The sequence below is a fragment of the Xanthomonas sp. SI genome, assembly GCF_014236855.1.
Classification (GTDB): Bacteria; Pseudomonadota; Gammaproteobacteria; order Xanthomonadales; family Xanthomonadaceae; genus Xanthomonas_A.
This window is the reverse complement of the sequence record NZ_CP051261.1, coordinates 4,859,720-4,880,962: the sequence shown is the minus strand read 5'-3', so window position 1 is coordinate 4,880,962 and position 21,243 is coordinate 4,859,720. Positions and strand designations below refer to the sequence as shown.

The following is a 21,243-nucleotide window of genomic DNA, read 5'->3' as shown; positions in this document are numbered from 1 at the left end:
ACCGCGCGGCTTGACCTGACCGCCAGTCAGGCGCTGCGCCACGCAGCACCGGCTGGCGACCTGACAGACCCAACGCGACCTGCTCGGGAATCGATGACACGCCCTGGCGGCTCCGGCGCCGCGCGTTCCGAATCCGCGCACGAACTGATCCATCGGCGGTGGTTGATCGGCAGCGCCGGCAGGAGTGCAATGGCAGCTTGCCCGCGGTGCAGCGGGCGTCCCCACGGAACGCCACCTTGAGCCATCTCTTCTCGCCCCTCGCCCTGGGGCCGCTGTCGTTGTCCAATCGCATCGTCATCGCGCCGATGTGCCAGTACTCGGCCGAGCATGGCCAGGCCAGCGACTGGCACACCATCCACCTCGGCCAGCTGGCGCAGTCCGGTGCCGGTTTGCTGATCCTGGAAGCCACCGCTGTGGAGCCGCGCGGGCGCATCAGCTACGCCGACCTGGGCCTGTGGGACGACGCCACCGAAGCGGCGCTGCGCGGGGTGCTGGCCTCGGTGCGGCGCTGGTCGCCGATGCCGCTGGGGATTCAGCTCGCACACGCCGGGCGCAAGGCGTCCACGAACAAGCCGTGGGAGGGCGGCGGCGCGATCGCGCCGGGGCAGCCGAACGGCTGGCAGACCGTGGCGCCGTCGGCGCTGGCCTTCGCCGAACACGGCACGCCGCCGCAGGCGCTGGACCTGGCCGGCATCGACGCCGTCGTCGCGGCCTTCGTCGCCTCGGCGCAGCGCGCCGAACGGCTGGGGTTCGAGCTGATCGAATTGCATGCCGCGCACGGCTATCTGCTGCACCAGTTCCTGTCGCCGCTGAGCAACCAGCGCGAAGACGCCTATGGCGGCAGCCTGGAGAACCGCATGCGCCTGCTGCTGCGCGTGCATGCCGCGGTGCGTGCGGCGGTGTCGGCGTCGGTCGCGGTGGGCGTGCGCCTTTCCGCCACCGACTGGGTCGAGGGCGGCTGGGACGTGGCGCAGAGCGTCGCCCTGGCGCAGGCGCTGCAGGCGCAGGGCTGCGATTACCTGCACGTGTCCAGCGGCGGCCTCGATCGCCGCCAGCAGATTCCGCTGGCGGCCGGCTACCAGGTGCCGCAGGCCGAGGCGATCCATCGCGCGGTGCGCATGCCGGTGATCGCGGTCGGCCTGATCACCGAGCCGCAGCACGCCGAGGCGATCCTCGCCGAGGGCCAGGCCGACGCGGTCGCGCTGGCCCGCGGCATCCTCTACGATCCGCGCTGGCCGTGGCACGCCGCCGCCGCGCTGGGCGCCAGGCTGAAGCCGTCGCCGCAATACCTGCGCTGCGAACCGCGTTCGGCGCGCGGCCTGTTCGACGCGTGATGCGCGCGCGCTGCGCCGCGCAGGTCGCGGCATCCACCACGAGTTGTGCAAGGAGTTGGCGATGAGCATCGGATTTCTCGGCCTGGGCACGATGGGCCAGCCCATCGCGCACAACCTGTTGCGCGCCGGGCATGCATTGACCGTGTGGAACCGCAGCGCGGCCGCGGCGCAGCCGCTGCTCGAGGCCGGCGCGCAACTGGCCGCGCAGCCGGCCGACGCGGTGCGCGGCCCGGTGCTGTTCTCGATGCTGGCAGACGATACGGCGGTGCGCGAAACCCTGCTCGACCGTGGCGCGCTCGACGCGCTGCCGGCCGGCAGCGTGCACGTCAACATGGCCACGATCTCGGTGGCGCTGGCGCGCGAGCTGAGCGCCTTGCATGCCGAGCGCGGCGTGGCCTACCTGGCGATCCCGGTGCTGGGGCGCAGCGACGTGGCCGCCGCCGGCCAGCTCAACCTGCTCGCCGCCGGCGATGCCGCGGCGCTGGCGCGGGTGCAGCCGCTGCTCGACGTGATCGGGCGCAAGACCTGGTATTTCGGCGCGGCGCCGGAGCAGGCCAATGCGGTCAAGCTGGCCGCCAACCTGTGCCTGGCCAGCGCCATCGGCACCATGGCCGAAGCGTCGGCGCTGGTGCGCGGGCATGGCGTGGACGCGGCCGATTTCCTGGGCATGCTGGTCAACACCCTGTTCGCCGCACCGGCGTACCAGAACTACGGCGGCATGATCGCCGAGCAGCGCTACAGCCCGGCCGGCTTCAAGACCACGCTGGGGCTGAAGGACGTGCGCCTGGCCTTGAACGCCGGCGAGACCCGGCACGTGCCGATGCCGCTGGCGGCGGTGCTGCGCGACCAGTTCATCGACGCGATCGCGCACGGCGACGGCGAGCTGGACTGGTCGGCGCTGGCCAAGGTCGCCGCACGCCGCGCCGGGCAGGCCTGAGCGTTCGCTGCTGCGGCGCGCGGCCGCCATCTTCAGGCGGCCTTGTCGCGGTTTGGTGCAGACTGCGTCGCCGCGCTTGAGCTGGCCGCGTGCTTGCCGCTAAGGTGCGGCGGCCTGCAAGCGCATCATAGGAGGATGCCATGAGCCCGAATTCGTCCGACCCCGGCGCCATGACGCCCATCCAGCCGCCGCGCGCCGTCGCGCGCGAGGCCGTGCTCGGTCCCGAGCATCCGGAGCATCCCGACCATCTGCTGTACGCGCAGATCCGCGAAGGCGTGCACGCGCTGGACGCCGCCTGTGGCCGCGCGCCCGACGCGATCAGCGAGCGCATGGTGGCGCGGCTGCTGCCGCTGGCCAAGGAGTACGGCTTCGACCAGGTCGATCACGTGGTGCTGAGCCGCGAGCTGGGCGAGGTGGAGCAGGGCGAGAACGTGTTCCTGGTGCGCGGCGACCTGGACGACCCGGCGCATCTGCGTGCGCACATCACCACCCACGAGGCGGTGGGCATGTCCGTGGAAGACTCGCTGGCGCGGCTGGAGAAGGTCAACCGCCGCCTGGCGCTGCGCCTGCGTCCGGAGTGAGTGCGGCCTGGCGCGCAGGCGAGGCCGCCTGCTGCCAGCATGCGGATGCCGCACTTCGGAGGAACGGCTTCAGCCGCGACGAGCGAAGCGATGCATTTTCCTTCGCGGCAAAGCGTCGGGACTGAAGTCCCTCCCACAGTGCACCCGGCTGGCCCACCGCAAGTCCCCTGTGGGGGCGGTTTCAGCCGCGACCGGCGAAGCGATGCACTTTCCTTGGCGGTAAAGCGTCGGGACTGAAGTCCCTCCCACAGTGCACCCCGCTGGCCTGCCGCAACTCCCTGTAGGAGCGGCTTCAGCCGCGACAGGCTTTACCGATAGATCCTGTCGCGGCTGAAGCCGCTCCTACAGACGGCAAGACCCCGGCAATGCCGCTGCGGCATCCCACAGCCAATGTCCTGGCAACATCCGCAGCCCACCATCCCGAGTCCCGAATTCTCCTATCATTGCGCGGATGCGCCCCGACTACATCCTGACCCTGTCCTGCCCGGACCGTACCGGCATCGTCTACCGCGTCAGCGGCCTGCTGTTCGAGCACGGCTGCAACATCCTCGACGCGCAACAGTTCGGCGACGAGGAGAGCGGTCGCTTCTTCCTGCGCGTGCATTTCGACGTGCCCGCCGACGGCATCGTCGCGGCGGTGAAGGTGCAACTGGCGCCGCTCGCCGCCGACTACGCGATGGACTGGCAACTGCACGACGCGCGGCGCCGCGCGCGTCTGCTGGTGCTGGTCAGTAAGCAGGGCCATTGCCTCAACGATCTGCTGTTTCGCGCGCACAGCCGTCAGCTGCGCGTGGACATCGCCGCGGTGGCCTCCAATCACGACGATTTCGCCGCACTGGCGCGTTCTTACGACGTGCCGTTCCACCACCTGCCGGTCGGTGCCGACAACCGCGCCGAACAGGAAGCGCAATTGCTGGCGCTGGTGGAGCGCGAGCGCATCGACCTGGTGGTGCTGGCGCGCTACATGCAGATCCTGTCGCCGACGCTGTGCGCCGCGCTGGCCGGACGCGCGATCAACATCCATCACAGCTTCCTCCCCAGCTTCAAGGGCGCGCAGCCGTACCACCAGGCGCACGCGCGCGGGGTCAAGATCATCGGCGCCACCGCGCACTACGTCACCGGCGATCTCGACGAAGGCCCGATCATCGAACAGGACGTGGCCCGCGTGGACCACGCGATGACTCCGCGCGACCTGGTGCGCCTGGGCAGCGATACCGAATCGCAAGTCCTGGCCCGCGCGGTGCGCCGCCATGTCGAGCATCGCATTTTGCTCAACGGGCATCGCACTGTGGTGTTTCGGTGAGGCCGGGATTTGTAATTCGGGATTAGGGATTCGCAAAATCAAGAGCGTGAGCACGGCTGGCTCCGGGTGTTCCAATTCACGATTCGCAATTCGAATAATGCCTGTCGCGGCTGAAGCCGCTCCTACAAAAAAAGCGGCATCGAATCGGACCTGCGCCAGCCGCAGCATCGGTGCATGGAGACCTAGACGCTGCACCGACCCTGCAGGCCCGGTGCAGCCGCTTTTACCAATCCCAAATCCCAAATCTCCAATCCCCGCCCTTCAACGCGCCGCGTTGGCGTTCATCGTCGCGTTGCGGCTGGCATCCAGGTATTGCGCCGGATCGCGCATGCCGGTGGTGTGGCACTGGCCGGTGGTGTGGCCGCGGTTGACCCCGCCCGGCAGTTGCGCGTTGACCTGCTCGACCACGCCGTCCTCCGGGTCGTCCAGCACCAGGTCCGAGGCCGCGTTGCAGTAGTCGTTGGTGTACCAGTTGGTCTTGGCGAAGGAGGTGGTGTAGTAGTTGACCAGCGCCCGCGCCGAGGTCGGGATGCCGGCCAGCCAGGCCTTGGCGCCGTCGTAGGTCATGTCGCTGTTGCTGCCGCAGCCCACGCCGAACCACGAGCCCACCGTGGCCAGGATGCCGGACAGGTTGGTGCCCTGGTAGGGCGTGCCGACCGACTGCATGACGCGTCCGCCGCTGGCATTGTCCAGCCCGCTCCAGTAGTAGCTGTACAGGTGCAGCGCGGCCATGCCCCCCTGGCTGTGCGCCACCGTGCCGAACGAATTCCATTGGCTGCCGAACTGCCCCAGCAGTTGCGCGAACTGGTCGTTGCTGCGGTTCTGGTTGGCGTCCAGGAAGGTCGAGGCGTTGCTGAACTGCGCCGCCGGCCACACCCCGCCGGAGCAATAGCCGTGCACCAGTACCAAGCGCGATCCGGTCGCTTGCGCTTGCGCATCGGTCGCCGCGCGCTGCAGCGTCGCCGGGCGCTCGCCCATGCGCATGCTGGCGTCGATCGCGCCGCCGCGCGCCACGCTGCTGCGGCGCAGTGCCGGCAGGGTCAGCGCCAGCGTGTCGCGCGTGGCCAGCGGCACGAAATGGTCCGGGTCCTCGATGCGCAGATTGCGCAGCGTGAACGGCGCACGTGCGCCGGCACGCACGATCCAGCGTTCGTCCACGCTCAGCGGCAGGCGTCCGTTGTGCGGCGCGAGCATGCCGCCGAGCCAGGCCACCGGCACCGCGCTGCCATCGCGACCGGTGCCCCACAGTTCGCCGAGCACGCGATAGTGCGCCGGCGCCTGGCCGCTGGCGCTGACCGGGATCGGCAGCGCCAGGCGGGTGCCGTCCTGTGCGCTGGCGCTCACCGCGTCGGCGGCGATGCGCAAGCTGGTATCGAGCACCGGCAGCACGTGTTCGCTGGTGCGCACGAAGGCCTGGCCGGCCGCGTCCTCGCCGTGCACCACCACCTGCGCGAGATAGCTGCCCGGCGCCTTCGCCGGGAAATCGCCGGCATAGATGCCGTCGCCGGCGGCGCCGTCGCCATGGCGGCCGTCGTCGGCCATCGGCCACTGGGTCACCGTGCCGTCGGGCGCGGTGACGCGCAATTGCGCGTCGCGGATGCGTCCGGCATTGCTGGCGAGCGCGGTGGCGCCGTGGCTGTCGCTGCCGCCGAGCAGCGCGGTCAGGCCGATGCGCTGGCCGCTGTGCAGTTGCCGGCGGTCGCTGGGATAGGACGCCAGCTGGGTGCGCGCATCGCCTTCCATCAACAGGTAGCCGCGTTGCGCGGCGCTGCCGTCGGCGCGCAGGGTCAGCGTCCAGCTGCCGTTGGCCGCCCTGTCCACGCGGTACTCGCGGGCCGGTAGTGCGGTGTCGCCGCTGCCCAGGCGAGTGGCGACCGCGTTCGGCACGATGGCGGCGCTGGCGCGAGCGTTCGCCGCGCCGGGCGCGTGCAACTGCGGTTGCCAGTCGTGCGTGCCGGACAGCAGCACGAAGCGCAGCTTGCCGTTTTCCACCGGCAGCGTCGCCTGCCATTGCGCCGCTTCGCCGCTGCGTGCGGAAGCGAATTCCACCGGCAGCAACGCGCTCTTGGACAGGATCGCGGCCTCGGCCGGCGCCGGCGCGCGCATCTGCGCGAATTCCTCGGGAGGGCCGGCCAACTGTTTGGGAACCAGATCGGCCGCCTGCGCGAGCAATGGCGACAGCAGCAGCGTGGACAGCAGGGACAACTTCGGTAGCGTCGGCATGGCGGCTCTCTCCTTGAACAATGCGAAGCCAGGCAGTACGGCGATCGCGATCGCACGCCTGCGCAGCGGATGCAGCGCCCCCTCGCCGCGACGTGACTGCGTTATACCCCGCCCAGATGACAGTTCCACGGTGCACTGCAGCACCGGCGTGGCCATGCGCCGCGGCGATCCAGTGCAGCCGCCGCGTGAATGGGCTAGTGTCTGCGTTGGGGCGGCATGGCGATGCCGATGGCAATACTGGAGTAGCCAGGGGGATATCCAGATGCTGCGCAATGCGGTGCTTTTCTCCGTTTTCTTCGCCGGGCTGGCGCCCGTCGCGGTCCTCGCGCAAGCGCCTGTGCCGACGCGCACGGCGTTCGCGTTCTGCAGCGTGACCGACACCGGCGGGGTGCCGGCAAAGGTCTGGGCCTCGCCGGTCGTCGAGATTGCTTATCAGGACGACGCCAGCGGCTGGCTGCGGCGCAGCAACGAGCTAGCCAGTGATTTCCTACAGCATGTGGGCAGCCTCGGCGGGGCGGGAACCAAGGACTGCATGCTCGGCCCAGGGCGCGAGGAAGCGCTGGCGCAGCGCGAGCAGCAACGCGCGATATGGAGCAAGCGCCTGTACCTGATGAAGGTGGGCAGCTGGCGCGACGTGGACTGGACGCCGCCGCCGTGGGATGCCGCCGCCAAGCCGTCGGCGCAGATCACGCGCTATTTCTACTGCTACGCGACCCAGGTCGACATTCCCGATCGCAGCGACCTGGCGCACACCGTCGCCACTCAGATCTTCGCCATGCCGAGCGGCGCCGATCCGACGGCGGTCTATGCGCAGAGCGCGGCGTATGCCGAGGAATTCAAGCAGACCGTGCGCGCGCACGGCCAGCCGGAGGAAGACACGACCTGCACCGCATACGACACCCAGGCCGAAGCGAGCAAGGCCAGTCGCGACTATCGCAGGCTGTTCGGCGGGTTCAACACCAAGTTCGCCGAAGTGGCGTGGATGCCGAGCGGCCGCGCAGCTGCAGTGGCTGCGGCGACACCGACTTCGGCGTCTGCCACGCCGATCGCGCCCACTGCGGCTGCGGCAGCAGCGCCCAGAACACTCGGCGTGCGCATCGCGCCGGTCACCGCGGAAGTGGCGCTGGCAACCGGACTTCCTTCCGCGCGCGGCGCATGGATCGTGGAGGTGATCGACGGCAGCGTCGCCATGCAGGCCGGGATCAAGCCGATGGATGTGCTGCTGGAGATCGACGGCCGGCCGGTCGGCGGCCCTCAGGACGTGCCGCCCTTGGTGGCAGGATTGCGCGCAGGCGTTCCGGTGCCGGCGCAGATATGGCGCGATCGCCGCATGCAGCAGCTGAGTCTGTTGTTCGCGAGCGGCGCTGCCGCTGCGGTGTCGGCGCAAGTGCCGGCGGCCGCTGTGCCAACGACGGAGTGAATTGCGCTCGCCTGTAGCTGCGGGTGCTTTGCCGCATGTCGGGTATTCGTCGCAGTCGCCCGCGACGTGCATCGCAGAGGGGCAGAGCAGCCTGTTTCCCGCATCGGCGCATGAACCCGGCGCTGCGCGGCGATGCACGCGAACGCGCATGCCATGCATTCTGGCGTTGCGATGCCCGGCGTGCAGCACGCCGAGCACCGTTGGCTCATCGCCTACTTACGCCGCTTGCGCCTGCTGCGCACGCAGCTGCCGCGCCGCGGCCACCATCGCTTCCAGCGCGCTGCGCGTTTCCGGCCAGCCGCGCGTCTTCAACCCGCAATCCGGATTGACCCACAGCTGCTGCGGATCCAGCACCGCGCGCGCCTTGTCCAACAGTTGCACCATCTCCTGCGTGCTGGGCACGCGCGGCGAGTGGATGTCGTACACGCCCGGGCCGATCGCGTTCGGATAGCGGAAGCGCACGAACGCATCGAGCAGCTCCATCCGCGAGCGCGAGGTCTCGATCGAGATCACGTCCGCATCCATCGCCGCCACCGCCTCGATGATGTCGTTGAACTCCGAGTAGCACATGTGGGTATGGATCTGGGTGGCGTCGCGCACGCCGGCCGCGGCGATGCGGAAGCACTGCACCGCCCAGTCCAGATACGCCTGCCAGTCGGCGCGGCGCAGCGGCAGGCCTTCGCGGATCGCCGGCTCGTCGATCTGGATCACGCCGATGCCGGCCGCCTCCAGGTCGCGCACCTCGTCGCGCAGCGCCAGCGCGATCTGCCGGCAGGTCTGCGCGCGTTCCTGGTCGTCGCGCACGAACGACCACTGCAGCACCGTCACCGGCCCGGTCAGCATGCCCTTCATCGGCTTGTCGGTCAGCGACTGCGCGTACTGGGTCCAGCGCAGCGTCATCGGTGCCGGCCGCTGCACGTCGCCGTAGATGATCGGCGGCTTCACGCAGCGCGAGCCGTAGCTCTGCACCCAGCCATGCTTGGTGAAGGCGAAACCGTCGAGCTGCTCGCCGAAGTATTCGACCATGTCGTTGCGCTCGAACTCGCCGTGCACCAGCACGTCCAGCCCGAGTTGCTCCTGCGCGCGCACGCAGCGTTCGGTCTCCGCGGCCAGGAACGCGTCGTACTCGGCATCGCCGAGCTTGCCGGCCTTGTGCTGCGCGCGTGCCTGCCGCACCTGTGCGGTCTGCGGGAACGAGCCGATCGTGGTGGTCGGGTAAGCCGGCAGCCGCAGCGCCGCCTGTTGCGCATCGCGCCGCTGCGGATACGGCGATTGCCGGCGCCCGGCATCCTCGCTCAGCGCCGCCACCCGGCGTGCGACTTCTGGGCGATGCACGCGCGCGGAGGAACGCCGCGTCGCCAGCGCGTCGCGCGCCTGCTCCAGCTCGGCCTGCGCCTGCGGCAGCTCGTGCAACGCATCGGCCAGCGTGCGCAATTCCTGCAGCTTCTGTTTGGCGAAGGCCAGCCATGCGTGCAGTTCGCGGTCCAGCGCCTTTTCCTGCTCCAGATCCACCGGCACGTGCAGCAGCGAGCACGACGGCGCCAACCACAGCCGCTCGCTGCCGACATGCCCGGCGGCGTAGCGCGCCAGGGTCAGCGCAGTGTCCAGCGGCGTGCGCCACACGTTGCGGCCGTTGACCAGCCCCGCCGACAGCACGCGCCCGGCCGGCAACGCCTGCAGCACCGCGTCCAACTGCGCCACGCCGCGCACCAGATCCACATGCAGGCCGTCCACCGGCAGCGCCGCGGCCAGTTCCAGGTTGTCGCCCAGCTCGCCGAAATACGTGGTCAGCAGCAGCTTCGGCCGCGGCGCCTGCGCCAGGAAGTCATAGGCGCGGCGATACGCCTCGCGCGCAGCCTCGTCCAGGTCCAGCACCAAGGCCGGCTCGTCGATCTGCACCCAGTTGGCGCCGGCCGCGTCGAGTTGCTGCAACAGCTCGGCGTAGGCCGGCAGCAGGCTGTCCAGCAGCGCCCAGCGATCGCTGCCGTCCACGGTCTTGGACAGCAGCAGGAAGGTCACCGGCCCGATCAGCACCGGCCGCGTGGTGATGCCCAGCGCCTTGGCTTCCAGGAACTCGGCCAACGGCTTGTCGCCGCGCAGGCGGAAGTGCTGGCGCCGCGCCAGTTCCGGCACCAGGTAGTGGTAATTGGTGTCGAACCACTTGGTCATTTCCAGCGCGTGCAGGTCCAGGCCGTTCTCCTGCGAGCCGCGCGCCATTGCGAAGTAGCCGGCCAGCGGATCGGCATCGGCCAGCGCGCGGTAGCGCTGCGGGATCGCATCGAACAGGAACGCGGTGTCGAGCATCGCGTCGTACAGGCTGAAGTCGTTGCTGGGCGGAAGATCCACCCCGGCCTCGACCTGCAGCCGCCAATGCCGCTGGCGTAGCTGCCGCGCGGTGTCTTGCAGGCTTGCCTCATCCGTTTCGCGGCGCCAGTAGCTTTCCAGCGCACGCTTGAGCTCGCGCCGCGCACCGATGCGCGGGAAGCCCAGGTTGGTCACGATCGTCATTTGCGTTTCCTCATTGCGTTCATAGGCATTGAGGAACGAAGGAACCGCGCGCCGTCCGCCCGTTCGCACGGGACGCCCGCCACGCCAGCGACCTTCGCCCCCGCGGGCGAACCGGCGCCACGCGGGCAGGCGGAAGAGCGCGGCGCGGCGCAGGGCCACGGCACGGCTTCCGGCCGCCTCCCCGCGGAGACGCCAGGTCGAATCGGAGGACGCACAGGTCCTCCGGCCGGGGCCGGTATTCGGGCTGATGGACGAGCGCACCGTGCCGGCTGCGCGCCTACTGTCCGCCGCTTCCCAGGCCGGCATGCGCCGGCCCAGTGCCATTGACGGAGGTCGTTTCCATTCACCGCTGCGGGGCAGCTCCGGAATGGGCGGACGCTTGCGGCGCCAGCCTTCACCGGATTCCCGTTTAAATCCATCCCTTCATCCGAATGAAGCGATGGATACCTTCGGCATGCGCAAGATAGGTGGTGTGGGCTGACGGGTCAAGCGCGGTGGGCGATCCGTCGCGGATGCAGGGTCAGGTATGCGGTTTGGGCTTGGCCGGGGTCTTCTTGCCCGGCGTGGCGTTGCCGTTGCCGCCGCCGCGGGGGAGCGCATCGCGTTCGCCGCCAAGGCTGCAGCTGTTCATCGGGGTCACGCTGCAGCTGCAGGATTGGGTGACGCCGATGCCGCCGCCGGTGGCCTGCATGCCGAGCACGCCCAGTGGTGCGTAGTGATGCTCGATGCCGCGCGGCGGTTGCGCCGTTGCGCTGCCGTCGGCCAGGGTCGGCCAGTCGATGCCGCCGCTGGCCACGCGCGCGGGGATCAGCCAGTAGTCGCCGCTGCGATAGTCGGCATCGGCGGCGAAGCGGATCTGCACGCCGTCCTCCAGGTCGATCCATTGCGCTTGCGCGTCCTTGGCCGCGGGGATCGGCACCGCACCGTCGACCAGTGTCACGTCGCCGTAGGCCGACTGGTCCCAGCGCCGCAGTTTGGGGTGCACGGCGTCCGTGTCCCATGCCGGCGCGCCGTCCAGCAGCAGCGCGTCGCTGTCGATGGCGTCGATCAGATACAGGGCGCCCGGCCGCGCCTGCAGGTCGTCGCGCTCGTCGCTCAATTCCACCCACTGCCCGGCAGCGAAACCGCGCGCGCTGGCCAACTGCAGGTGCTCGCCCTGCGCGGACAGGCAGGCGCTGGCGACGCTGCCGTTGTCGCGCGACCATTTGAAGGTCGGCTGCGCGCCGTTGTCGCTGCCGCGGTGGATCTCGACGCGGTACAGGTTGTTCTCGACGCCGCGGTAGGCCGCATCGGGCGCGGCCAGGCACGGGTCGTCCAGCCGCTGTCCCGGGTCCACGCGTGCGGCCAACTGTGGCAACGCGTCGCGTGCCAGCGCCTCCAGCGGTGCGGAGCAGACATCGCCGCCCTCTTCCTGCAGCGCCTCGCTAGCGCGCTGCGCGCGTTCCAGCGCGCGCTCCAGGCGCTCGCGTTCGTGCGGATCCTGGGTGTGCTCCAGCCGCTGCTTGAGCCGCGCGCTGCGTGCATCCAGTCGCTTGGGCAGCGCCGCCAGGTCCAGCGCACGCACCTGCCATACCACCTGCAGGCGGCTGCAGGTATCGGGACCGCCCAGCGCCGTCTCGCGCAGGTGTGGGTATTCGATCGCGGTGACGTGGCGCTCCCACACGTCCAGGTAGAGCCAGTAGCGCTGGTCACCGCGTTCGCGCGATTGCAGCCAGTCGCTCAGCGCGTCGCCGCTGTGCTGCTCGTCGCTTGGCTGCGGCCGGTAGTACGGCTGGTTGCCGTAGTCGCAGCCCTCGTTCTCGCACAGGATGCCGTCGACGTAGTAGCGGCCGGCATCGATGCGCAGCACCGGCGCTTCGCCGCTGGCGTCGATCTGCAGTCCGAAGCCGAGATGATCGACTGGCCCGCCGTAGGCGCCGAACAGGTCGCGGGCGAGCGTGCGCAGGTAATGCAGCAGGATCGCGCCCTGTTCGTTGGGATCGGCATCCAGGGTCACGCGGCCTTGTTGCAGCAGTACCTGGCTGAAGTGATGGCGGGGGTCGAAGCTCACCCGCGAGAAGTCGCCTTTCATGGTTGCGTCCTTTTCGAGTCAATCGGCGAAGAACAGGCCGACCGAGGTCGCGGCCGGGGTGGAGTCGTGCAGGCGCGCGCGCAGGTTGGCCTCGCGCTGCGCTGCGTACAGGTGGTGGTACACGCCCAGTTCGGCGCCGTCGTCGGCGCCGCGACGCAGTTCCTCGGCGCTGTCGCGCGACAGCCGCGCATAGCCGGGATGGCCGTAGCGGCGCGCGTCGTAGTGCGGGGTCAGGCGGCGCTGCTCGCCGGCGACGCGCGCGGCTTCCTGCACCGGTGGCAGCTGCAGGTCGCGGACCGCGGCGATGGCCTGGTCGGGCTGGCAGCGATAGCGGCGTGGAGTACGGCAGTGACGCGGTACGCGGCAGAAGCGCAGGCAACCGATCTGGCGGCGGGCGACGTTGAGGCAGTCGTTGAACAGGCTGTTCTCGGCCAGGCGCAGCGCATGCACTTCGACCAGGCCGAACACGGTGCTGCGCAGCACGGTCAGCTCGGCATGGGCGATGCCGCCGCCGCTGCCGCCGATCGCCTGGCGCTGCGGCGCGCAGGCGTCGACGATGCTGTCGCCGATGTGCAGCGGCAGCGGGTCGCTGCCGACCTCGTCCTGCTGCACCTGGATCGCGCCAACGATGCTGCGTTCGATCCGCACCCGCGCCTTGAGCCGGTGCAGTTCCAGGCTGGGCTCGGCCGGGCGCTGCGGGGCGCAATCACACTCCAGGCTCCAGCCAGGGACAAGCGTGCAGTGGCGGATGATCACCTCGGCGGCGCAGTCCGGCACCTGCGCCGCGGCCGCGGCGTGCAGGCCGGGATCGCGCGGGGCGGTGATGTGCAGCGGACGGCCGCTGACCATCACCCCGTCCAGCACGAAACGGCTGCCGGCATCGACCTCGACGGTCAGCGCGTCCGGCAGGTCGGTCTGCCAGTCGATCAGGCGGATCACCGGACGGGTGCCATCGGCCGCGCGCAGGCTCAGCGTCTGCTGCGGTTGCAGGCGGATATGCAGCGGTTCGACCCAGACGCCGCTGTGGCACAGCTCGATCGCGGCATGCCGCGGGGCGTCCTGTTGCCAACGGCGCAAGGCATCGCCGATGCGCGGCAGCGCGGTGGCTTCGCCGACGCGGTACACCACGGTGGCCTCGGCGCTGGGCGCCGGTTGCGCGTCGAAGGCGACTTCCTCGGCGCTCGCGCGCAGCTGCGGCCGCGCATATTCGCCGCCGCCAAGGTCGGCCGCGAAGCCGTAGTGGTAGCTGACGCGCACGCCCTTCTTCGGCAACTGCCCTGGTGGGAACATCAGCCGGCCGCGTTGCGGGTCCACCGCGACTTGGCCGCGCGCCGGCGTGTAGCGCCAGTCGCCCAGGTCGGCCACGCGCAGCACCGAGGCCGGCAGCGGCTGGCTGGGGTCGTGCCCGGCCCATTGCTCGGCCCAGATCGCCAGGCTGCCGGCGGGGCCGTACTCCTGGTCCAGCCGCGCGGCCAGTTCGCGGCGGCCCAGCGGCGTCGGCAGCGCCGGCTCGGCGGCGTCCGCCGCGGCGTGCGCACGCAGGTACAGCGGCGCGTCCTGGCCGAGCACGCTGAAGGTGAAGCAGTGCGCGCCGACCTGTTCGATGCAGCTGGCCGGCGTGCGCGTCACCGGGTAGCTGCGCATGCGCCACACGAACACCGCCACGTCGGGGATGTTGTGGCAGCCGGCACCGCGCGCCGAGCTGGCGCGGCGCAGGTCCACGCTGTGCGCGAAACGGTCGAACGGCGTGCCGATCCGCTCCAGTGCGCCGGCGTCGCGGAGCGGCGCGGTGCCGAGCCGCTGCAGGTGGCGGTGGTCCAGGTGCTGCGCGCGGTCGAGGGTGCGGAAGCCTTCCACCGCATGCGCCGGCCAGCCGGCCACGTCGCGGGCCAGCGTCTCCAGCAGCGCCACGGTGCCCCTGCGGCGGCGGCTGCGGATCAGGTGGGCGACGTCGCGGCGCGGGATCAGCACGCGCCGCAGCGCCGGATCGTCGCGGGTGCCGGGCACGCTGGCCGAAGCGTAGCCGAGCAGCTCGGCCAGGTACGGCACGGCCCAGTCGTCGGCGGTCTCGATGAACCAGTTGCGGTACAGCTGCGCGATATCGTCCTCGACCCGCTCGACCTGTTCGCCGATCACCCGCAGCAGCGCCTGCAGCGGATAGCCGAGTTCGGCGTCGCGGATGCGATGGATCGATGGCAGCAGCGCGTAGAGACGGTCGCGGCGGTCGTTGGGGTCGTTGCTGGCAAGGTCCATGGCAGTGCTCACGGGATCTGGTTGAGGATCAGGGTGTCGGCCACCGCGGGCGCGAAGATGGCCAGTTGCGCCGGGCGCAAATGCCCGTGCAGATAGGCGGCGCGAGCGGCTGCGACGCGCTCGGCTGGACCGCCCGGCGCGCTGCCGGGGACACTGGTGTCGTGGTCGGCCAAACCGACGATCCGGTGCACGGTGTCGGTGATGAAGTCCTGGGTCACCAGCGTGCGTGCGCCGGTGGCCGGGTCCTCGCTGCGTTCGGGCACACCGCCGAAATGGTCGACATCGACCCAGGCGACGCCGCGCACGGCCTGCATCGTGGCGATGACCTCGCACAGCAGCGCCGCCTGGCCCAGCGCGCGCGCCTCGAAGCCGAAGCGCTGCAGCAGCGCCGCGCGCAACGCTGCGGCGACCGGCTCCCAGCGATGGCCGTCGAGCAGGCGCACACGCGCCTGCAGCATCAGCGCGATGCGTTCGCGCGGCGATACCTGCAGGGCAAGCCCGGGATCGCCGAGCATGCGCAGCGCCTGCAGCAGATTCCGGTACAGATCCGATGCCGGATCGATCGGCATGTCGTCGACGCCGGCGATGGTGACGTGCACGCATTCGCGCGCGCCGTCGCTGAGGCGTACCGCGTCGGCCTTGGCGATGCCTGCGAACATGCGCACGAAATCGGCGTAGTCGCCGACCGAGACCAGGCGATCGAGCGCGACCACCGAGCGTGGCGCGTTCTCGCGGATCAGCGCCAGGCTCTCGCGGTCGGCGCCGCCGGAGGCGCGCAGCGGATTGACCACCTCCTTGACCCCGAGCGGACGTGTGACCATCAGCGCGATCTGCCCGGCCTGGACGTTGCCGCCGCGGCCCAGGCCGCTGCGGTATTCGGCGCGGACGTTCTCCACGCCGCTGGGCAGGCGCGCGCCATCGCGGCCGTTGCCGAAGATCGCCGTGGTGCGGTCGTCGTCGTCGTTGCGGGTGACGAAGACGCGCGCCTGCGCGCCGAGCCCGGCCAGGCTGTCGGCTTCGCGCCATTCGACGTCGTTGACCAGCACCTTCAGCGTGCTGCCGGCACCGGCGGCGGTCGGCGCCGGGCGCCAGGTCAGCGGTGCCTGGTGCAGTGCGAAGTGTTGCAGCGCGGCCCGGCCGTCGCCGCTGCCGAGCACTTCGCGGCGGCTCTCGCCGTGGCTGGCGGCGACCACGTTGCCGTGGATGCGCAGCGTGCCGCGGCGATAGCGGTAGGCGCAGGGCGTGGCCAGGCGCAAGGTGGTGTGCGGGCGGTCGCCGGGCAGCGAGCGGTCGTAGCCGTGGACGAGCCCGGCGATCATCAGCAGTTCGCTGGCGCGCACGCCGTCGACCCCGTCGATGTCGGCGCGCTCGCCTTCGAAGATCACCCAGCGTCCGGACGGCAGCGAGGCGTGCAGCGGACCCAGTTCGATCTCCTGGCCGGCGACGTCCTCGTCGATCGGCGCGTCCGCCGGCTGCAGCGCGGCCTTGGGCAGGAACAGCTGCGTCCTGCGCAGCGCGGCGATGTCGTGCCGCCCTTCCTTGCCGTATTCGATCTCGCGCCAATCCTGCGCGAACTCGATGCCGGTCGCCTCGGCGCTGAGCCCGTAAGCGCTGCGCGGGCCGACGAACACGTTGTCCACGCCGAGCAGGCGGCGCTGGAACGGTGCTTCGTGCTTGTCGTTGTCTTTGTCCTTGTCCTTGTCCTTGTCCTTGTCCTTGTCGCTCGGAGTCTGCGCCAGCACCGGATCGTCGTGGAGCAGGCGCGTTTCCGCACGTGCGAGGAAGCCGTTATAGCTCTCTTCGTCGGCCGCATAGGGCCATTCCGGCCATTGCGACATCGGCAGTACGTGGTCCTTCTCCGATCGCGGCTCGCGCGGCGCGCTGGCGCCGAACAGCGCCTCGCCGGGCTGCAGCACGTGCAGGCTGTGCAGGCGGCTGGCTGCGGCCGGCGGTGTGCTGCCGCGCCACGCGGCGTAGTAGCCGTCGCGCAGCGCCGGGGCGAAGTCGAGCAGCAACTGCGGTTGCAGGTCCGCGCCGCGGGCGAAGGCGTTGCCGAGCTGGCGGCGCAGCTGCAAGGCGTTGCGCGGCTGCAACTGCTGGGGCTGCAGCAGCGCGCCGACGAATCCGTCGGGCGTGGCGGTCTTGTCGTCGATGGACGCCGCGCTGTCGTCGTGCTGCTTGATCCGCTCGGCGAAGCGGTCGAGCAGGGCCGCCGCTTCGGGGTCTTCGATGCCGTTCGGGCTGGCGATCAGGTGCGGCCACTGCAGCGGCCGCACATAGCTGCCCAGGCGCAGGCTGTTGAGCAGGCGGCGGGCCTTGTCGCGGGCGATTTGGGTGCCGCTGTCGTGCTCGGCGGCGGGACCCAGCTGCGCCACCAGCTCCATCAGCAGCGGCAGTGCCGCCAGCAACGGCGCCGGCAGCGGCTGCAGCGCGATGGCGCAGCGGTCGCTGGCGAAGTCGCCGCGCACCGACTGCGCCACGCGCACCCAGGCGATGTCGTCGGTCTTGTCGCGGAAGCGGAACAGCAGCAGGTCGCCGGCCGCGACCGGCGCATCGGCGCCGCGCACGTACAGCCGGTCGAGCAAGCCCAGGGTCGCGGCGTCGATCGCCTGCGGGCGTTCGCGGCGCACCTGCAGGTCGTTCCATTCGCGCCGCGCCAGCAGCGGCTCGTCGGTTTCGAAACTCTGCGGCAGTTCGTCGGCGCCGGGGATGCTCTGCGCGCGATTGCCGGCCGCGATCTCGACCGCGTCGGCCTGGTTGTCGTCGACCCGGTAGGACAGGTGCACGCTGGCGGACACGCCCGGCCGCGGCGCATAGCCGATCAGCCGCGACAGTTCCACCAGCGAGCGTCGTTCGGTCGCGGTGCGCACATAGCCTTCGTTGGCGATGCGCTCCTGGTAGAAGGTCAGCACGTCGGCGACGCTGGCCCAGGCATAGAGCAGCGCAAGCGCCGGATCGGCCGGGTCGCGCGTGGTCAGCGCCTGCAACGGGCGCAACTGCTGCGGCGGCTGCCCAGCGACGGCGGGGACTTCGATCTCCAGCGTCGGCAGGCGCGCGCGCATCGCCGCCAGAAAGCGGCCGTGGGTGCCGGTGCGGTAGCGCAGCGCCGGCAGGCCGGGGCGGTTGTCGGCGCCTGCCACGCGCGCGTCCCCGCCGCAGCCGCAGCCGCAGGGCGTGGCGCCGCATCCGCATCCGCAGTCATGGCTGGTCATGGGAGCGATCTCCTGGAAACGGGCAAGCGGCCGCGTCGCGGCGTGGGACAGACAGATATGGACGCGTCATCGGCCGCCTCGCAGCACGATCGACAGGCGGCCGTGTTCGGGGCGGTCCGGGTCGCCGTCGAGCCGCGCGATCTCATGCGCGGCCAGGACCAGGCGGCCGTTCTCGAGCTCATGGTTGGGCGGCAGGAACAGCCGTTGCAGCCGGGTCACGCGCACGCACTCCACGCCCGCTTCGGCCATCGCCTCGGCGACGATCGTGCTGAGCAGCAGGCCTTGGCCGAAGCTGAGCCGGTCCGGATGGAACAGGCCCAGGCGGCCGTCGCCGCCGACACCGGCGCCGAAGCGCGCCAGCAGCGCCGCCTTGACCGCGCCGCGTTCGTAGCCGGGCAGCGCGCAGACCTCCAACGCCAGGTCGATCGCCACGTAGCTCGCCGCTTGCACGTGCAGGTCGTGGCCGATGCGGCGGACCCGCTGCAACCGCGCGCGCACGTCGTCGAGCAAGGCCGGCGTGGCGCCGGTAGCGCCCAACGGGTCCAGCGCCACGTCGGCTTCGTACCAGCTGCCGGTCCACACCAGTTCGCAGGCGGCGCGCTGCACGCGCGGATCGTCCTGCGCCAGGCGGGCGTAGTCGTCGGCGGTGATCGCGCGCTGCAAGGTCTTGCGGAATGTCGATGGCGCATACAGGCGCGCGTCGTCCAGCGATTCGGGCGCGCGGCCACCGCTGGCTGGCAACGGGTTGTACACGCGCAGCGAGATCCCTTCCAACTCCTGATCGCGCAGGCGCACGCGGTTGATCGCGCCGGCGCCAATGTTGCCGGCGGGGCCGTTGCCGATGCGGTAGCGGGCGGTGAAGCGGCGCCCGACCGCGGGTGCCCGGCCCAGTTCGCCATCGCCGAAGCGCAGCCGCGCGACGCCGGCGTTGTCCAGCTCCACCACCACATGCGGATCGTCGGGACCGCTGTCCAGCAGGTCCGAGACCGGCGTCCAGGCGCTGCCGGCAGCGTCGTGCAGCGACAGCTGCGGCAGCGCGCGGCGCGGATCCTGGCGCAGTGCGGCGCTGGCCGGTTGCGCGTGCGGCGCCGGTTCGCGATGGGTGAGCGGTACGCGTGCCAGCCGCCACTCGCAGCGCTGCGCCAGCGCGGCGATCTCGCCGGGCTGGCCTTCGCACAGGCAGGCGGCCTGGGTCTGGATACCGGCGACCGTGCCCAGCACTTCGTCGAGCGCGCTGTCGCCGTGATCGACCAGCAGCACGTTGCCGTGTGCGACGGACAGGCCGCGCAGGCGCGCACAGTCCGGCGCCGGGCCCAGGCGCGACAGGCACAGCGCAAACGGCAGCGCGTCGCTGGCGTCCCAGCTCACTTCGAGCAACGGCGTGGGTTGCGGCGTCGCGCCGTCGGTAGCGGGCAGCGGCCGCAGCGCATCTTCGCTGGGCTCGACCCGGGTCAGCCGCACCGGCCAGCAGCGCGTGGGATCGGCATCGGCATCGAGCCCGGCAGCGCCGCCGCGTACTTCGCGCAGCATCAGCACGTCGCCGGGGCGCAGCCGCAACGCGCGTTGTCCGTCCTGCCAGGCATCCACCAGGGTGGCGTGGGTCGCGCCGCGCGGCAGCTGGCAGCCGTCGTCGCCCCAGTCGTAGAACGCGATGCGGTTGTGCGCCGGGTACCACCGCACCTGGTCGATACCCGGGTCGAGCAGCGGCGCGAACGTTTCGCAGTCCAGCCCGGCCAGCGCCGGCAGCGCGGTCGGGCCGATCACCGACGGCACTGCGGCATCGGCGTCGATGCCGGCGACGAAACCGAGCGCGGCCGGGTCCAGGCTCAGTTCGGCACTGGTTTCCGCCACCACCCAGGCGCGCGCGTTGCAGCCTTCGTGCAGCGCGTAATCGACCAGGCGCGCATGGCGGCGCACCGAGATGCGCTGGCGGGCGGTGGCCAGGTAGGCCTCGCTGGCCACCGCATCCTGGTAGTAGCTCAGGTAATCGCCGGTGTAGGCGAGCAGTTCGGTGAGGGTGACCCCCAGATCCGGCACGTGCGCTTCGTTCCAGTCCGGCGCCACCAGCGCCAGGCGGTCCTGGATCAGGCGCCGGAAACTGGCGTAGTCCTTGGCCAGGTAGTTGAGCGCGGGCTCGGCCTCGGCCGGCGGCGTGCAATCGCGGCGCGGCGCGCAGTCCAGGTCCGACGGGCAGCCGGCCTTGAACGAGAACGTGCAGCTGGCGTAGCGCGGGTCCGCGTCGGCCACGTCGCGCAGCTGCAGTGTGTAGCGGGAATGGTCGCCGGCGCGGTCCACGCGCACGCTGAGCCAGTCGTCGCGCTCCGGATCGTCGCTGATATGCGGATCGACATCGACGATGGCGATGTCGCGGATGCGTTCGCCGCCGTCGATGCGCAGATGCGCCGGCAACGCCGGGCCATCGCTGGCGAACTCCGGCGGCAGCTTGCCGAGGAAGTAGACGAACAACGTGCACTGGTCGGCGGAGACCTCGACGAAGTCCAGGCCGACCCGGCCGGGCGCCTGGCGCACCGCGGTGCGGCGGGTGTCGTTGCAGCAGCTGATGCTCATCGTGGCGTCCTCGTCGATCACAGCGCGCGGGTGAAGCTGGCGTCCTGCTCGGTGCCGTCGCGCAGCAGGCGGTAGCCCACCTGCACGGTCACCGTGGCGTCCTGCGCGGTCACCTGCAGCGTGTGCAGGTCGATCACGTCCTGCAGCCAGCGCTGCAGCGCCGCCTGCAGGGTGAACTGCACGGTGGCTGCCAGCTCCGGGCTGTTGGCGGCGAACACCAATTGCAGCAGGCCGCTGCCGAACTCGGGCCGGTTGACGCGCTCGCCCGGCGAGGTGAACACCAGTTGTTCGATCATGTCGCGCACGTGCCGCGGATAGTCGGCTTGCGCGCTGCGGCCGCGGCCATCGGGACGGAACGGGAAGGCGAGATCCATGGCGTTCTCCTGGAAGCGTGCGCGCTACAGCGCGCGCACGCGGGCCTGCATCGCGACGATTTGCGCCGCACCTTGGGGAATCTGTTCGGCGCTCTGGCAGATGCCCGGCGCCGGCCCGGGCGCCGGCGCGAGCAACGCCGGCAGCCCCATGATCAGCAGCCGTGCGCTGGGCATGCTCCAGCGCACCGTCGCGCACGGTTGCGGCTTGCCGTTGGGCAGGGTGAACAGGCAGCCGAGCACGCCGATCGTCGGTGGCCCGGGCGGCAGCGTGGCCACCGGCTGGCCGCTGACCAGTACGCGCGGCTGGGTCGGCGCGATCTTGGCCTGGCCGGTACCGTGCTGGCAGGTCATGCCGGCGTTGACGTGGAGCAGGAATCCGGGCATTGCGCGTTCCTCCGAGGGATGGGTGCCGAGGCGCTCGCATCGGCGTGTGCGGCGCATTCGCCGCGCGGCGTGTGC

General features: G+C 70.9%; 13 protein-coding genes and 1 riboswitch. Of the genes, 5 read left to right on the top strand and 8 right to left on the bottom strand.

From position 1 onward, the window contains the following. Positions 1-236 precede the first annotated feature (236 nt). The 4 genes from HEP75_RS20795 (at position 237) to purU (ending at position 4,155) form a co-directional block, all read left to right on the top strand. A complete protein-coding gene (locus HEP75_RS20795) occupies positions 237-1,334 on the top strand; it encodes an NADH:flavin oxidoreductase/NADH oxidase (protein ID WP_185824785.1) in 1,098 nt (365 codons plus the stop codon). Between the two features lie 61 nt (positions 1,335-1,395). Further along, entirely contained in the window at positions 1,396-2,271 is an 876-nt protein-coding gene (locus tag HEP75_RS20790) for an NAD(P)-dependent oxidoreductase (RefSeq protein ID WP_185824784.1), read from the top strand. A gap of 170 nt (positions 2,272-2,441) precedes the next feature. Beyond that, the gene (locus HEP75_RS20785) at positions 2,442-2,852 is read left to right on the top strand and encodes an XVIPCD domain-containing protein (protein WP_185823533.1); all 411 of its coding nucleotides are present in this window, start codon (positions 2,442-2,444) and stop codon (positions 2,850-2,852) included. Positions 2,853-3,303: 451 nt separating this feature from the next. After that, positions 3,304-4,155, top strand: coding sequence for a formyltetrahydrofolate deformylase (purU, locus tag HEP75_RS20780; RefSeq protein ID WP_185814403.1), 852 nt, complete (start codon positions 3,304-3,306; stop codon positions 4,153-4,155). Positions 4,156-4,416: 261 nt separating this feature from the next. Here purU and HEP75_RS20775 read toward each other — a convergent pair whose 3' ends face one another. Then, the gene (locus HEP75_RS20775) at positions 4,417-6,378 is read right to left on the bottom strand and encodes a choice-of-anchor X domain-containing protein (protein ID WP_185824783.1); all 1,962 of its coding nucleotides are present in this window, start codon (positions 6,376-6,378) and stop codon (positions 4,417-4,419) included. A 262-nt stretch (positions 6,379-6,640) separates the two neighbouring features. On the opposite strand from HEP75_RS20775, the gene HEP75_RS20770 reads away from it, so the two are divergent. Next, complete coding sequence (locus HEP75_RS20770; protein WP_185824782.1) at positions 6,641-7,798, top strand: PDZ domain-containing protein; 1,158 nt, start codon at positions 6,641-6,643, stop codon at positions 7,796-7,798. A gap of 216 nt (positions 7,799-8,014) precedes the next feature. Here the strand turns inward: HEP75_RS20770 and metE are convergent, their stop codons facing one another. From metE to HEP75_RS20735, 7 genes are all read right to left on the bottom strand, one after another. Next, entirely contained in the window at positions 8,015-10,306 is a 2,292-nt protein-coding gene (gene metE / locus HEP75_RS20765; RefSeq protein WP_185824781.1) for a 5-methyltetrahydropteroyltriglutamate--homocysteine S-methyltransferase, read from the bottom strand. Between the two features lie 212 nt (positions 10,307-10,518). Then, positions 10,519-10,772: riboswitch (cobalamin riboswitch) on the bottom strand. Between the two features lie 54 nt (positions 10,773-10,826). After that, positions 10,827-12,377 (bottom strand): DUF6519 domain-containing protein, encoded by a 1,551-nt coding sequence (locus HEP75_RS20760; RefSeq protein WP_185824780.1) that lies wholly within the window; start codon positions 12,375-12,377, stop codon positions 10,827-10,829. A gap of 18 nt (positions 12,378-12,395) precedes the next feature. Beyond that, positions 12,396-14,642, bottom strand: a complete 2,247-nt coding sequence (locus HEP75_RS20755; RefSeq protein ID WP_255423928.1) for a hypothetical protein — start codon at positions 14,640-14,642, stop codon at positions 12,396-12,398. Then, positions 14,639-17,770: a putative baseplate assembly protein gene (locus tag HEP75_RS20750; protein WP_185824778.1), complete on the bottom strand. Its 3,132-nt coding sequence runs from the start codon at positions 17,768-17,770 to the stop codon at positions 14,639-14,641. Before HEP75_RS20750 ends, HEP75_RS20755 begins: the two co-directional genes overlap by 4 nt. 138 nt (positions 17,771-17,908) lie before the next feature. Beyond that, on the bottom strand, positions 17,909-20,410 hold the full coding sequence (locus tag HEP75_RS20745; RefSeq protein ID WP_185824777.1) for a putative baseplate assembly protein: 2,502 nt from the start codon (positions 20,408-20,410) through the stop codon (positions 17,909-17,911). A gap of 17 nt (positions 20,411-20,427) precedes the next feature. Next, positions 20,428-20,784: a GPW/gp25 family protein gene (locus HEP75_RS20740; protein ID WP_185814396.1), complete on the bottom strand. Its 357-nt coding sequence runs from the start codon at positions 20,782-20,784 to the stop codon at positions 20,428-20,430. 24 nt (positions 20,785-20,808) lie between these two features. Then, complete coding sequence (locus HEP75_RS20735; RefSeq protein WP_185824776.1) at positions 20,809-21,168, bottom strand: hypothetical protein; 360 nt, start codon at positions 21,166-21,168, stop codon at positions 20,809-20,811. Between the last annotated feature and the right edge of the window lie 75 nt (positions 21,169-21,243).